This window comes from Candidatus Methylobacter favarea (assembly GCF_902806695.1).
Lineage (GTDB): Bacteria > Pseudomonadota > Gammaproteobacteria > Methylococcales > Methylomonadaceae > Methylobacter_B > Methylobacter_B favarea.
In genome coordinates this window covers 1-13,842 of the sequence record NZ_CADCXN010000074.1, presented here as the reverse complement: position 1 = coordinate 13,842, position 13,842 = coordinate 1, and the positions used below count along the sequence as shown (strand labels likewise).

The following is a 13,842-nucleotide window of genomic DNA, read 5'->3' as shown; positions in this document are numbered from 1 at the left end:
CTCATAAATATGTTCAGATAGGAAAATTATTTAACTATATTATTCTTAGGATTAGGCCCATAACAGGAGTCTTTCTGCACCGTTTTTTTTAGTGGCTAATGCATTAAAAAAAGTGTTATGTTATGAGCCTAGGCATAAAAAACTGATTTTATAACCCCCAGGAGACTTAAATGTCTGTAGAAAACGTACTTAAAATGATTAAGGACAATGACGTAAAATTCGTTGATTTTCGTTTTTGTGATACTCGCGGTAAAGAACAGCATGTGACATTTCCCGCTTATACCATTGATGAGGATACTTTTGAAGAAGGCAATATGTTTGACGGCTCTTCAATTTCAGGCTGGAAGCATATTAATGAATCCGATATGATTTTAATGCCTGATCCGACTACAGCTGTTATGGATCCTTTCTATGATGATAATACGTTAAATTTGCGCTGCGATATTATTGAACCCAAAAACATGCAAGGTTATGAGCGCGACCCTCGTTCTCTGGCCAAGCGTGCGGAAAACTATTTACAATCGACTGGCATTGCCGACACAGCCTTCTTTGGACCTGAAAATGAATTCTTCATATTTGATGATATTCGTTGGGGTAACGATATGAGCGGCTCTTTCTACAAAATCGATTCAGAGGAAGCAGGCTGGAACTCGCAAAAAGTCTACGAAGACGGCAATATTGGTCACCGTCCCGGCATTAAAGGCGGATACTTCCCCGTTCCCCCTGTGGATTCACTTCAGGATATGCGTTCTGCGATGTGCCTGACTCTGCAGGAAATGGGTCTAGTCACGGAAGTTCACCATCACGAAGTCGCCACCGCAGGTCAATGTGAAATCGGGGTAAAATTCAATACTCTGGTTAAAAAGGCCGATGAAGTATTAATTTTAAAATATGTGGTGGCCAATATTGCACATGCATATGGTAAAACCGCGACATTTATGCCTAAACCCATGGTCGGAGATAATGGCAACGGCATGCATGTTCACCAGTCTTTAGCCAAAGGCGGCGTCAATCTGTTCACGGGTGATCTTTACGGCGGTCTATCTGAAACCGCATTATATTATATTGGCGGGATCATTAAACATGCCAAGACCCTCAATGCTTTTACCAATGCCTCAACCAACAGCTACAAACGCCTGGTTCCCGGCTTTGAAGCACCTGTTATGCTGGCGTATTCTGCACGTAACCGCTCGGCTTCCATTCGTATTCCCTTTGTAAACAATCCCAAAGGCCGCCGCATTGAAATACGTTTTCCGGATTCAACTGCCAACCCCTACCTGGCATTTTCAGCCATGCTGATGGCGGGTCTGGATGGCATCCAGAACAAAATTCATCCTGGCGATTCGATGGATAAGGATCTGTATGATCTGCCGCCGGAAGAAGAGAAAAACATACCGCAAGTCTGCCATGCCTTCGATCAGGCATTAGATGCGCTTGATAACGATCGTGAATTTTTAATTCGCAGCGGTGTTTTTACGAATGATGTAATTGACGGTTATATTAAATTGAAAATGGAAGAAGTTACCCGGATCCGCATGAGTACTCATCCTGTGGAATACGACATGTACTATAGTCTTTGACAGAGAAGCTGTTAAGAATAGCTTCCAGGCTCCTAAAAAAACGCCCCAGTTTGGGGCGTTTTTATTTATATAGAATATATATTATTATGCTTTAGCAGGTTCAATAGTCAACTATCATCATTGCTCGGGATTCTTCTGTATTAGCTTTGGTTGGCTCTATAAATTACCCATGACTTTCTAAATAGAGATAAAATACATATTGGCCTATAAATTGCTGATAAATGCATCAATGGCATTTAAAATTACCAGCAAGCCAAGAATACAGTGTATAAACGCATACTCGACCATATCAATGAAGCGATCTTGTTATTTGATCGTGACTTAATTCTCACTTATATCAATACTGCCGGAGAAATTCTGCTTGCAGGCAGCGCCCGCCATTTAACAGGGCTTAGGGCCTATGATTTATTCAAGGCTTCCGACCCGGCATTAATGATAAATCTGGAACAATGCCTGACTATGGAAGAGCCGTTGTTAGGCCGTGAACTTACTTTGGACCGTTTATTGTCAAATATTACGGTTAACTTTAGCGTGACGCCATTGTTCCGCAATGAGAAAGTCAGTGAAATCCTGGTAGAACTTCAACAAGTGGATAATCACCTGCGTATATCCAAAGAAGAGCAGCTATTAACTCAGCAAAATACCGCCCGATTGCTGGTAAGAGGTCTGGCTCATGAAATCAAAAACCCCTTAGGCGGCTTGCGCGGCGCAGCCCAGTTGCTGGATCTGGAATTACACGACCCGGAACTTAAAGAGTATACCCGCATTATTATTGCTGAATCTGACCGTTTGCAAGGTTTGATGGATAAAATGCTTGGACCTAATAAACTCCCAAAAAAGCAAGCTTTGAATATTCATGAAGTAGTGGAAAGAGTAAGACAATTGGTTCAAGCCGAATCCAGCGGTAACCTATTGATTAAAACTGATTACGATCCCAGTATCCCTGACTTGCAGGCCGACAAGGACCAATTAATCCAGGCCATCCTGAATATCGCCAGAAATGCGGTTCAGGCTGTCGACGGCAAAGGAAATATTACCATCAAAACCCGGATTCACCGGCAAATGAACATAGGCCGTAAACGCTATAAATTAACTGCAAAAATTGACATTATCGATAACGGGCCCGGCATAGATGGGGACATGATGAATCAAATATTTTATCCCATGATTACAGGACGCGCAGAAGGCACCGGGCTGGGCTTATCGATTGCGCAATCCCTTATTAACCAGCATAACGGATTAATAGAATGCAATAGCGAACCTGGTAATACTGTTTTTTCAATTTTTTTACCCGTAGAGGCTGATAATGAATAATGCCGAAACAGTCTGGATCATTGATGACGATAAGTCCATACGCTGGGTTCTGGAGAAAGCACTACAAAAAGCCTCCATACACACGCGCAGTTTTTCCAGCGCCAAAGATTTACTGCATGCCTTACATGGCGATCTGCCGGATGCCTTGTTAACAGATATTCGCATGCCCGGCATGGACGGCCTGGAGCTTTTAGACAAAGTTCAAATCAATCATCCCGATTTACCGGTGATTGTTATGACGGCCCACTCTGATTTGGAAAGCGCTGTTTCTGCATTCCACGGTGGTGCATTTGAATATTTACCCAAGCCCTTTGACATTAAAGAAGTCGTTGATCTTGCCCATCGAGCCTGTATTCATGGACGACAACAACTGGAAACTCAAAAAGAAATTGCCCCGGTAGAAAACACGCCCGAAATTATCGGCGCGGCCCCCGCGATGCAGGAGGTTTTTCGCGCCATTGGCCGGCTTGCCCGCTCACATATTACCGTGCTTATTAATGGCGAATCGGGAACGGGAAAGGAGCTGGTTGCCAAAGCCTTACATCGTCATAGTCCCAGGGCTGAAAATCCCTTTATTGCCTTAAACATGGCTGCTATCCCCAAGGACCTTATGGAATCCGAACTTTTCGGGCATGAAAAAGGCGCTTTTACGGGGGCTCAATCGCGGCGTTCAGGCCGCTTTGAGCAGGCCAATGGCGGCACTCTGTTTCTTGATGAGATAGGCGACATGCCGGCAGAATTACAAACCCGTCTATTAAGAGTGCTTGCGGATGGCGAATTTTATCCGGTGGGGGCGCATGCTTCCGTTAAAGTAGATGTACGAATTATTGCCGCTACCCACCAAAATCTTGAAGTATTAGTTAACCAGGGACGTTTTCGGGAAGATTTATTCCATCGGCTAAATGTCATTCGCATACATATTCCTCCCTTACGCGAGCGCAAACAGGATATACCTCTGCTGTTACGCCACTTTCTGAATCAAGCGGCTATTGAGCTTAATTCTGAAATTAAAATACTGAACCCCGCTGCCGAGGCTTTTTTAAGCACGCTGGAATGGCCTGGAAATGTAAGGCAACTGGAAAATAGTTGCCGCTGGCTGACAGTTATGGCATCGGGGCGGGAAATCCATTTACACGATCTGCCCGCTGAATTGATCAAAACACCCTCCGACAAAAAAGATACAGAAGGTACTGATTGGGAATCGTTGCTGAGAGTATGGATAGAACAGCAATTAATGACCAAAGCATCGGAAGTAGCCAAGCAAACCATCCCCGCAGTAGAGACAATTTTAATTAAAAGCGCATTAAATTATACGCATGGCAAACGTCATGAAGCTGCTATTTTACTCGGCTACGGCAGAAACACCCTTACCCGTAAAATAAAAGAACTGGGCATAGAGGAATGAGGCTGCCTGGTGTTTAATTGCGTAAATCAGCTATTGTATTGCTGATTTGGCTGCCTTACCGAATCCGCTTTGGTTTAGCCAGCTTGCCGAGGTCGGCGTAAAGTGAAACTGCAGGCGGCCATCCTGCTTTTTCAATAAGTCATAATTTTTCTTGTGAGGCAGTACTCCCTATGGTATTGATAATAATCGTCGAGTCAGTTTGACGGCTCGCCATGACGTCGAGATGCCTCTGGATAATGGGCGCTGAGCCGATTATGGTCTGTTCTTGCTACTCGCATCGGCCCTCAGCAGGTGACGAGCTTCGAGCTCGGGCGCGAGCGGAAGCCCGGTGACCTCGAGGATCTTCTGCTCGCCAAGGGTCTCTTACGCTGCCTGGTTAGCGGAAGAACGCGAGGTCTTATTGGCCTTCGCATGAAGCTGATCGTTGATATGAACCTGTTTCCGCGCTGAATCGTGTTGTTGGCCGGTGTTGGCATTGAGGCAAAGCACTGGCAGCACTGGGTGCCAACAACGCGCCGGACTCCGAAATCATGGCCTACGCCAGTGCAAATGATTATGTTGTCCTCACCCACGATTTGGACTTCAGCGCAATCCTTGCCGCTACCCATGGCGAGAAGCCCTGCGTCGTGCAAATTCGCGCGGAAGATGTCAGTCCTGACGTGATAGGATTGCAGGTCATCGCCGCTGTGCGGCAAATGGCATCCGAATTGGAGAATAGCGACTTGCTGAACGTTGATCCGAATCGCACCCGAATGCGATTACTGCCTTTAAACTGGTCTCTGGATTAGACAAATATTTATTGGCTATGCCCGCGTCTCGACGCAAGATCAAAACCTTGAACTTCAAGTGGATGCCTTGATTGAGGCTGGCTGCAAGAATATTTTCGACGGCAAAATCAGCGGTAGCCGTGCTGAGCGCCCCGGTTTGATCAAGGCACGGGAACTGTTACGCGAAGACGATATGCTCGTTATCTGGAAACTGGATAGGCTAGGTCGGAGTGTCAAAAATCTGGTTAATCTGGTTGGCGAGTTGCACAAGCAAGGCGTTCAATTCAAAAGCCTCACCGACGCCTTTGATACGGGCGCCCCATCCGGGCGATTTTTTTCCACGTCATGGCGAGCCTGGCGGAAATGGAGAGAGAACGGGCCGTTGAACGAACCCGAACGGGACTTGAAGTTGCACGGCAAATGGGCCGAGCAGGGGGCCGTAAGCGGCAGATGACCGACAGTAAGATTGAGTTTACCCAGAAATTGCTGGCTAACGGTGTGCCGCCCCGGGACGTGGCAAAGAATCTTGGCGTTTCGGTGCCGACTCTGTATCGATGGTCCTGCATCCGCGAACCCATAAGTTGCGGGAGTCCGATTTTAACTGGGCGAAATATCATTATCGACCCGCAAAAGCTTTCCGCTTGCGACACGTGCAGTCGTACGTCCTGCTACACTGAAATTCAAAAATTTGGCCACTACTCTTCCACTGTATACACAAATTTCGGACATTCTCAGCCGACGTTGACGTCATCAATCACTCCTGGTCTGGAAAGATTTAGCCAGTCGCCCCAGGAATTTCGAAAGGATGTTTCGCAGGGCAGTGAAGCGCAGTCAGTTTTCCTGCTGGACGAATGCCAGCTCGAAATCCTGTATATTTCCATGCGCGGCAAAGCCCAGGAATGTGAAAGCCGGTGCTTATTGTCGAAAACCACAGGGCTTCAAATATTTTGCTTATGTTGGCAGGAGCCCATATAGACAGCGATTAGTTCCCCGCATATACTCACAAGTTTAATCGGAGCTTATTCCCGTTTTACCCGAGGTCACCCGGGCGGCACAATGAAAAATTTGACAATGAGGCGAAGACACGATAACCACCATGAAAAATAACCCAGGATCAACAACGACCGGCAGGATCTTACCCGTCACCTCCATGACCAGGTTACTCGGGCAAAGCGAGCATGTAAAAGACCTGGTGGAAGAGTGTGCCGAAGAGTTGTCGTCGGTCAATACCGTGCTCAAGGAGGAAGCCGCTGGTCACAATCAACAGTCAGGGATTGATTATGCCCTTGAAAAGAGCGAGGCGATTGAAGGTAAGGTGCAGGAAGCGGCTGACAAGCTGACCGTCGTGAACCAGGCCCTGCAGGTAGAGGTCGAGGTGCGCCACATGCTGGATCAACGGCTGACTATGGTCACGCAAGAGGAGGCAGTAGCGCGTCATGCCGCCTTTCATGATCCTTTGACCGGTTTGCCAAACCGCGCACTCTTCGATAATCGGGTGGAGCACGGCCTGGCCCAGGCCAAACGCTACGGTTGGACTTTGGCGGTGATGTTCATGGATCTTGATGACTTCAAGCAAATCAATGACGTGTATGGACATGATGTTGGTGACGCCGTGCTGAAAACTGTTGCCGAACGATTGAAACACAATACTCGAGAAGCCGACACAGTCAGTCGTCATGGCGGTGACGAGTTTTTGTGCCTGATGATGAAGTTCGGAGACGTTCGTGATATCAATTTTATTGCCGAAAAGATCGCCAATGCAATTCAAGTGCCTTGTCAGCTCAGCACAGGCGAACTTATTATCAAGCCGAGCATAGGCATTTCAATTTTCCCGAAAGACGGAATTACCGGATTTGATTTGGTCAAGAGCGCCGACCAGGCAATGTACGAGGCCAAACGAAACAAATCTGGCTATGCATTTGCACAGTGATCCTGGCTTTCCAGGCGCTCGCTCGCCATTCAGCAACAGTGACTGCTCATTAGTTGAGCGGCAAGGAACGAAAGAGCATTTTATAAAGAAGAAAAGCACCGCTTAACCCTCTCTTGGCTCCCCCAAAAAAGGGGAATGCGCAGCAAAGTATTCAAGCAAGAATTTGTCCAGTAAAATTCAATATGTTGCTACTTCTATTAAATTCTGATATTAAATTCTGAAAAAGCCTAGCCTTTCTAATTAAAAATATTAATATTGAACAATTTGCAAACTCAAAAAAATGCTCAACAAGCCATTGGTATAATAACTGAAACGCATGGGCCTGTGGTGATTATCGATTGCACCCGGCTTCCGCCCTTGCGACAGGCTTTATATACGCGTTTTGACCACACCACTTATCTATTTGAGGTGCATCAACATATTGATGAATGCAGTATCCGGGCGATAACTTTACACGGGACTGCCGGATTAAGCCGAGGCATGATGGTTTACGATACCGGAGCGCCATTGCAGGTACCGGTGACTAAGGAATGCCTAGGCCGCTTATTGAATATATTCGGAGAGCCGCTGGACGGTCAAGCACCTTTACTTCACGACGAATTCCGGAATATTCACTCGAAACCATTGCCCTTGTCAGAAGCGATCGGGATAAGCGGCATCCTTGAAACAGGCATCAAAGTAGTCGACCTCTTATGTCCTTTTGTAAAGGGCGGAAAAACCGGCTTATTCGGCGGCGCGGGCGTTGGGAAAACCGTCTTGATTATGGAATTCATCCATTCAGTTTCCGCCATCCATAAAGGTGTTTCAGTTTTTGCCGGCGTTGGCGAACGGATTCGTGAAGCTCATGAGCTGTGGCGTGAAATGCAACAAGCGGGCGTCATGTCCGATACATTGATGGTGTTTGGACAAATGGATGAATCGCCGGGAGTACGTTTCCGCGTCGGTTTATCCGCATTAACTTATGCGGAATACCTGAGAGATACTTTGCATAAGGAAGTGCTGTTTGTTATGGACAATGTGTTTCGCTTTGTCCAGGCTGGCAGTGAAATATCCAGCCTGCTCGGGCGTATGCCTGCAACAGTGGGTTATCAGCCGACACTGACTTCTGAAGTTGCAGAGCTGGAAGACCGAATACTATCTACCCGGCAAGGCGCAATCACCTCTGTTCAGGCCGTGTATGTACCCGCCGATGACATGACGGATCCGGCTGTCAGCGCCATCCTCAGCCATCTGGATACAACAGTAATTCTTTCCAGGAACCAAGCTAGTAAAGGCATCTATCCGGCTGTCGATCCGCTCCGTTCCAGCAGCAAGCTTATGGACAGGAAGACATTGGGCGACCGGCATTATTCAGTCGCTCAAGCAGTGCGCGAACATTTGGCCCGCTACGACGAGCTGGAAGATATTATCGCCATGTTAGGTGTAGAAGAGTTGTCCGAGGATGACCGAAAAATAATCATGCGAGCGCGAAAGCTGCAGCGCTATCTAACCCAGCCGTTTTCAGTTTTAGCCCAGCACAGCAAGCAATCAGGCGTATCTGTTCCGCTTGAAAAAGTGTTGGCGGATTGCGAGTCACTTTTAGTGGGACAATACGATAATCTCAGTGAAGAGCAATGCTATATGCGCGGTTCGCTGCAGGATTGATCATGAATTCGTTTGTAATGAATTTGTACGATGCCGCCAATGAGCTTACCATCGAGGAAGTAAGCAGTTTTATGGCTATGGATGCATCGGGAAGTTTCGGTATTCAAGCCAATCATGATCGGTTTATAACCACCTTGGTAGTGGGATTGGCCCGGTTTCGGCAGCGTTCGGAAAATTGGCAATATCTGGCGCTGCTCGGAGGGGTGTTGTATTTTAAGAATAATGTGTTAACACTGAGCACCCGGCATTTTTTTATTGACCCTGACTTTGACCGGATCAGCACTTTATTGGATCAGCAGTTAATAACCGAAGAAGACAACTTACGGGAAACCCGTCTTTGCCTGCAGAGAATGGAACAGGCCCTGCTAAAACGCATGGTGTCCTGGCAACGTAAACCGGATGGGCAGCAATGAAAGATCTGCAAAATTTGAAAATAAAAATCAAAAGCCAAATTACCCGGATAAAAAAAGCTGAGCATGACCGGCCTAATTTGTTATCGCAGACGATTTATATCGGTACGTTAGGGTTGGTCATGGTTCTGCCGATTATTGCCGGCGCTTATCTGGGAAGCTGGCTGGATGGGATGATGGCCGGATATTCAATGCATTGGACTCTCAGCTTATTGCTCACCGGCGTAGTCATCGGGATTTTAAACGTGTATTTTCTGATTAAAGATTAGCAGGAAAAGTCATGGAAAATGCTTATTCTTTTGCCCTTGGCGCCGTTGTTATTAGTCTCTCCGTTATCACAACCTGGGGCATCATGTTGGTATTAACGTTAATTGCCTGGCTTTCGACCCGAAGTTTAAAGTTATTTCCGGGCGCCAGGCAAACGGTTTTCGAAAGCATAGTCACCGCAATCGACGAAGCAATCCTGGCTGTGGCGCCTGAACATGGCCGACAGATTATGCCATTCATAGCTTCCTTGTGGATATTCCTCACTATCGCCAATCTGATTGGCTTAATACCGGGATTACACTCCCCGACACGCGACCTATCGGTGACTGCGGCACTGGCAGTGTTGGTATTTTTTTCGGTTCACTGGTTCGGCATTAAAACGCAAGGCTTAAAAAGATATCTCCATCATTATTTGACGCCGAGTCCTATTCTATTGCCCTTCCATATCATTAGCGAATTTACACGCACCTTGGCGCTGGCAATTCGTTTATTCGGAAACATGATGAGCTTGGAAATGGCGGCCATGTTAATTTTACTGGTGGCTGGCTTTCTGGCGCCCATTCCGATCCTGATGCTGCATATTATCGAGGCATTGGTGCAGGCTTATATTTTCGGTATGCTGGCGCTGATCTACTTGGCAGGCGCGATACAATCCCAGCAACTTAATCCACAGGAGTAAGCATGTCCGATATTTCCATGATCGTTTTAGGATCGAGCATCGCCGCCATTTTCGGGATTGCCCTCGGCATTATGCTGCCGGCATTGGCGATGGGCAAGGCCATCAGCAGCGCACTGGAGGCCCTCTCCCGGCAACCAGAATCAGAAAAGTCAATTATGCGCACCTTGTTTATCGGTCTGGCAATGATCGAATCGTTGGCCATTTATAGCCTGGTTATTATCTTGATTGTGTTATTCCGCAATCCCTTGCTTGAGTACATCGTGAAATAAGCGTAAGAAATCAGAATGGAATTTAGCACCACAACATTTATTTTAGAGATCATCAATTTCCTGGTACTGATCTGGATTTTGCAGCGGCTTTTCTATAAGCCGCTGCTGGAGATGATCGCCAAGCGTAAGCAACATATAGACCAATCGCTTGAAAAGGCTAAAAAACTTCATGATGAAGCCGAAGAACAACGCAGGCTCTATGAAAATCGTCAACAACTTTGGGAACAAGAAAAAAAGGCAGCGCAATCCGAACTGCACCAGCAATTTGAAGTTGAAAAAAGCGCGCAATTGGAAAAGCTCCGAAGGGAGCTTGAACAGGAACGTCAAAAAGCCAACGTAACACTCACCCGCCAGCAAGAAGAATTTCAACAACACGTTGAAAAACAGGCCCTAGAAAACGGTGCGCGCTTTGCGGGTTTGATATTGCAGCAAACAGCTGGTCCGGAAGTGGAAAATCGGTTATTTGACTTGTTAATCGACCAACTTGCCTTCTTACCCGAAGCCGCTAAAAGCAGTCTTCAGCTAGCGGATTCAAAAAAATCATTAATCGTTAAAGTAAGCAGTGCATATCTGCTTTCTAATGATCAAAGGCAGCAATTAGAGCAAAAATTAGGTTTATTAATCAGCCCTTTAATGAATTTTCAGTATCAACAGGATACTGCATTAATAGCGGGTGTTCGCATAGATATTGGCGCTTGGGTTTTGCAAGCCAATGTAAGACAGGAATTAGCCGGATTTGCTGAAATTGCTTATGAGTCTGAATAGCTTAAAAGGCGCCCTGGAAAAACAAACTAATTGGCTTTTCAGCTATCGGCTTAATTTACAAATTACCGAGCAAGGAACTGTCGTTTCCGTTGGCGATGGCATTGCCTGGATTAAGGGTTTACCTTCAGCCGCCATTGAGGATATTTTAATATTTGCCGATGGCAGCCGTGCTATGGTATTCGATCTGAACCGCGACAGCATCGGCGCTATATTATTATATGAAACCGAAAGCCTTACCGCTGGCACTTTCGTCCGTCATGCTCGTCATCCGCTGAGTATTCCGGTGGGCGACGATTTTTTAGGCCGGATAGTCGATCCGCTCGGGGCCCCGCTTGATGGAAAGGCTCAGCCGACTCATATCGGCAGAGGTAATCTGGAACAGAATTCACCGCCTATTATCGCCAGGGATTTTGTTAATAAACCTTTATACACCGGCATCAAAATTATTGATACCTTGATTCCCATCGGTAAAGGGCAGCGGCAATTGCTGGTAGGCGATGAAGGGCTGGGCAGGTCATCGATTGCTATTGACACGGTCGTAAACCAAAAAGACAAGAATGTGATTTGCATTTATGTCCTTATCGGCCAAAAACGTTCGGCCGTTGTCAATACAATAGAAACACTAAGATCGCAGGGCGCGCTCGATTACACGGTATGTGTGGTTGCCGAAGCGAGCGCGCTGCCTGGGCTGCAATACATCGCCCCTTTTGCCGGTTGCGCATTGGCTGAGTACTGGATGGCTCAGGGGCGTGATACCTTGATTATTTACGACGACCTTTCCACCCATGCCAGAACCTATCGAGAGTTATCGTTATTATTACGCCGGCCGCCTGGAAGGGAGGCTTTTCCCGGCGACATTTTCTTTGTGCATTCTCGTCTATTAGAGCGTTCAACCAGATTGAATGCCGAAAACGGCGGTGGCAGCATGACTGCCTTTCCTATCGTTGAAACCAAGCAGGGTGAAATTGCCGCTTATATTCCCACCAATTTGATTTCGATCACTGACGGCCAAATCTATCTGGATATCAGCTTGTTTAATGTTGGTTTTCGACCGGCCATCAACATCGCCAAATCGGTGTCGCGAATAGGCGGAAAGGCCCAACATCCGAGTATTCGGGATCAAGCCGGGCAAATGAAGCTCGATTATCTCCAGTTTTTGGAGTTGGAAGCCTTTACCCGTTTCGGGCAGCGTCTGGAAGCGTCAATGGAAGCGCGTATCAAACGCGGACGGTTGCTACGCGAAATACTCAAGCAGGATAGGCTAAAACCGAACAGTAGTTTATTCGAGTTGGCCTGGCTGACCGCATTTAATGCAGGTCTTTTCAATACACTGGAATTTAATGAATTGTTCCGGTGTTTAGTAAAATTAGAAAATGAAGCTGATGCCACAACCTTGTCATTGGACAGCAGTCCGGCTCAATGGAAGCAAGCTGTAGCCGACTGGCTTGCGGTCGATAAGCCGCCGTCATGAGCCAAAGTCATGAACTACGTTTTCATATTACGCAATTGGAGGAAATTCGCTCTATATTAAATGCAATGAAAAATCTGGCATTTATGGAGATTCATAAGCTTTCCCGTTTTCAAACCATGCAAGGAAAAGCAGTGGCTAATATAGAAAATGCAGCGCTGGATTTTTTAAGTTTTAATCCGGAATTGGCTATTGAGGAGGATTATCACAAACACATAGCTATTTTAGTGGGAACTGAACGCGGTTTTTGCGGCGATTTTAATAAAAGTCTTGTCGAAGCCCTTAATAAAGATAAATATTCTGGAGTTATAGCAGTTGGTTCCCGACTTGCAAATAAGCTTTCTGAGAATCCGCTGCCCATAATTTCGGAAATTGCCGGCGCCAATGTGGCAGAAGAAGTACCCTCGATTATTAATCAACTCATCAATACGCTTAGCGCAAGCGAGGAAACAGGTAAACTACTTGGCTTAAGTCAGTTGGCAATTCGGCTGACCGTTATTTACCATGATTATGCAGTCGGGTTTATTACCCAAAGGCAATTATTTCCGCCCTTTCCAACACAACAAAAAAAAGCGGTTCAATTCGCTTATCCGCCGATCCTCAACCTTGAAGCTGCGGAATTTTACACTGACCTTATAAGCTATTACTTGTTTGCTGCACTTCATGAAGTTTTTTATATTTCATTAATGGCTGAAAATAACAACCGTTTGCGGCATTTGGAAGGCGCCATAATGCATCTGGATGATGAAACCGTTAACCTTCATAGAAAATTGCAAATCTATCGGCAGGAAGAAATTACCGAAGAAATAGAAGTAATCCTGTTAAATTCCCCAAGCACTTAAATTCCCTACCATGATTGTCAGTCTTGCGATCAACCTCATTAACATCCAAAATCAGCATGCCGGTCAACTACACCTGCGTCAACCTATTGTCCGAGCATTGACTTAGCATTTACCACTGAGCGGGATGACTCCTGAGCGCACAGTTCGTTCAAGAGTCGAATGAGGCGGGCTGGCAGGTCGAAGAATTTAACCGCGAACTCAAACAGTTGAGCGACGCCGAAAAATGCCAATACCCCGCAAAGCCGCTCGCAAAGCAATCATATCGCTTGCTGTTATCACATCCGGATCGCATTAAAAGTCAAAGCAACCGAGTTGAAAAAGACCGTTACTGTTACTCATGTTTTGACTAGGCTTATAGCGCATTTATCAGTAAAATAAGGCATTGCTAAATAAATATAGACAATGTATAAGTTTTGGAACATTCAGATGCCTTGGGAGGGCGTGATGGATTGTCCAAAATGCGGCAAGCAAGCGAACTGCAAAGACGGCCGAGCGAATGGCC

At 46.4% G+C, this 13,842-nt stretch carries 14 protein-coding genes and 1 pseudogene; all 15 read left to right on the top strand.

The features are described from left to right. Positions 1 to 170: 170 nt before the first annotated feature. The 15 genes and pseudogenes from glnA to HUX64_RS11685 all read left to right on the top strand — a co-directional run bounded on the left by glnA (position 171) and on the right by HUX64_RS11685 (position 13,340). Entirely contained in the window at positions 171 to 1,580 is a 1,410-nt protein-coding gene (glnA, locus tag HUX64_RS11750) for a glutamate--ammonia ligase (protein ID WP_174626424.1), read from the top strand. A 264-nt stretch (positions 1,581 to 1,844) separates the two neighbouring features. Then, the gene (gene glnL / locus HUX64_RS11745; RefSeq protein ID WP_174626423.1) at positions 1,845 to 2,894 is read left to right on the top strand and encodes a nitrogen regulation protein NR(II); all 1,050 of its coding nucleotides are present in this window, start codon (positions 1,845 to 1,847) and stop codon (positions 2,892 to 2,894) included. Then, positions 2,887 to 4,299: a nitrogen regulation protein NR(I) gene (gene ntrC / locus HUX64_RS11740; RefSeq protein ID WP_174626422.1), complete on the top strand. Its 1,413-nt coding sequence runs from the start codon at positions 2,887 to 2,889 to the stop codon at positions 4,297 to 4,299. Before glnL ends, ntrC begins: the two co-directional genes overlap by 8 nt. A gap of 530 nt (positions 4,300 to 4,829) precedes the next feature. Next, positions 4,830 to 5,087: a DUF5615 family PIN-like protein gene (locus tag HUX64_RS11735; RefSeq protein WP_217426510.1), complete on the top strand. Its 258-nt coding sequence runs from the start codon at positions 4,830 to 4,832 to the stop codon at positions 5,085 to 5,087. Positions 5,088 to 5,145: 58 nt separating this feature from the next. Continuing rightward, a pseudogene (locus tag HUX64_RS20445) lies at positions 5,146 to 5,435 on the top strand (recombinase family protein); the annotation flags it as partial. 81 nt (positions 5,436 to 5,516) lie between these two features. Beyond that, positions 5,517 to 6,041: a helix-turn-helix domain-containing protein gene (locus HUX64_RS20440; protein ID WP_425484257.1), complete on the top strand. Its 525-nt coding sequence runs from the start codon at positions 5,517 to 5,519 to the stop codon at positions 6,039 to 6,041. A gap of 121 nt (positions 6,042 to 6,162) precedes the next feature. Beyond that, entirely contained in the window at positions 6,163 to 6,996 is an 834-nt protein-coding gene (locus tag HUX64_RS11725; protein WP_174626421.1) for a GGDEF domain-containing protein, read from the top strand. 255 nt (positions 6,997 to 7,251) lie between these two features. Then, the gene (atpD, locus tag HUX64_RS11720) at positions 7,252 to 8,640 is read left to right on the top strand and encodes a F0F1 ATP synthase subunit beta (protein ID WP_174626420.1); all 1,389 of its coding nucleotides are present in this window, start codon (positions 7,252 to 7,254) and stop codon (positions 8,638 to 8,640) included. 2 nt (positions 8,641 to 8,642) lie between these two features. Then, the gene (locus tag HUX64_RS11715; protein WP_174626419.1) at positions 8,643 to 9,053 is read left to right on the top strand and encodes a F0F1 ATP synthase subunit delta/epsilon; all 411 of its coding nucleotides are present in this window, start codon (positions 8,643 to 8,645) and stop codon (positions 9,051 to 9,053) included. Then, positions 9,050 to 9,319 (top strand): AtpZ/AtpI family protein, encoded by a 270-nt coding sequence (locus HUX64_RS11710; protein ID WP_174626418.1) that lies wholly within the window; start codon positions 9,050 to 9,052, stop codon positions 9,317 to 9,319. The genes HUX64_RS11715 and HUX64_RS11710 overlap by 4 nt, the downstream gene beginning before the upstream one ends. Before the next feature lie 11 nt (positions 9,320 to 9,330). Next, positions 9,331 to 9,996 carry a F0F1 ATP synthase subunit A gene (locus HUX64_RS11705; protein ID WP_174626417.1) on the top strand — a complete coding sequence of 222 codons (666 nt, stop codon included), beginning with the start codon at positions 9,331 to 9,333 and terminating at the stop codon, positions 9,994 to 9,996. A 2-nt stretch (positions 9,997 to 9,998) separates the two neighbouring features. Beyond that, entirely contained in the window at positions 9,999 to 10,265 is a 267-nt protein-coding gene (locus HUX64_RS11700; protein ID WP_174626416.1) for an ATP synthase subunit c family protein, read from the top strand. A gap of 15 nt (positions 10,266 to 10,280) precedes the next feature. Beyond that, positions 10,281 to 11,030 (top strand): F0F1 ATP synthase subunit delta, encoded by a 750-nt coding sequence (locus HUX64_RS11695; RefSeq protein WP_174626415.1) that lies wholly within the window; start codon positions 10,281 to 10,283, stop codon positions 11,028 to 11,030. After that, entirely contained in the window at positions 11,017 to 12,501 is a 1,485-nt protein-coding gene (locus tag HUX64_RS11690) for a F0F1 ATP synthase subunit alpha (RefSeq protein ID WP_174626414.1), read from the top strand. The genes HUX64_RS11695 and HUX64_RS11690 overlap by 14 nt, the downstream gene beginning before the upstream one ends. After that, complete coding sequence (locus HUX64_RS11685) at positions 12,498 to 13,340, top strand: F0F1 ATP synthase subunit gamma (RefSeq protein ID WP_174626413.1); 843 nt, start codon at positions 12,498 to 12,500, stop codon at positions 13,338 to 13,340. The genes HUX64_RS11690 and HUX64_RS11685 overlap by 4 nt, the downstream gene beginning before the upstream one ends. Positions 13,341 to 13,842: the final 502 nt, after the last annotated feature.

What these genes read in the sequence shown, in the direction of transcription:
- glnA (WP_174626424.1), top strand. Translation starts at nt 171, where the DNA reads ATGTCTGTAGAAAACGTACTTAAAATGATTAAGGACAATGACGTAAAA.
- ntrC (WP_174626422.1), top strand. Translation starts at nt 2,887, where the DNA reads ATGAATAATGCCGAAACAGTCTGGATCATTGATGACGATAAGTCCATA.
- HUX64_RS11735 (WP_217426510.1), top strand. Translation starts at nt 4,830, where the DNA reads ATGGCCTACGCCAGTGCAAATGATTATGTTGTCCTCACCCACGATTTG.
- HUX64_RS20440 (WP_425484257.1), top strand. Translation starts at nt 5,517, where the DNA reads ATGACCGACAGTAAGATTGAGTTTACCCAGAAATTGCTGGCTAACGGT.
- HUX64_RS11725 (WP_174626421.1), top strand. Translation starts at nt 6,163, where the DNA reads ATGAAAAATAACCCAGGATCAACAACGACCGGCAGGATCTTACCCGTC.
- HUX64_RS11715 (WP_174626419.1), top strand. Translation starts at nt 8,643, where the DNA reads ATGAATTCGTTTGTAATGAATTTGTACGATGCCGCCAATGAGCTTACC.
- HUX64_RS11710 (WP_174626418.1), top strand. Translation starts at nt 9,050, where the DNA reads ATGAAAGATCTGCAAAATTTGAAAATAAAAATCAAAAGCCAAATTACC.
- HUX64_RS11705 (WP_174626417.1), top strand. Translation starts at nt 9,331, where the DNA reads ATGGAAAATGCTTATTCTTTTGCCCTTGGCGCCGTTGTTATTAGTCTC.
- HUX64_RS11700 (WP_174626416.1), top strand. Translation starts at nt 9,999, where the DNA reads ATGTCCGATATTTCCATGATCGTTTTAGGATCGAGCATCGCCGCCATT.
- HUX64_RS11695 (WP_174626415.1), top strand. Translation starts at nt 10,281, where the DNA reads ATGGAATTTAGCACCACAACATTTATTTTAGAGATCATCAATTTCCTG.
- HUX64_RS11690 (WP_174626414.1), top strand. Translation starts at nt 11,017, where the DNA reads ATGAGTCTGAATAGCTTAAAAGGCGCCCTGGAAAAACAAACTAATTGG.
- HUX64_RS11685 (WP_174626413.1), top strand. Translation starts at nt 12,498, where the DNA reads ATGAGCCAAAGTCATGAACTACGTTTTCATATTACGCAATTGGAGGAA.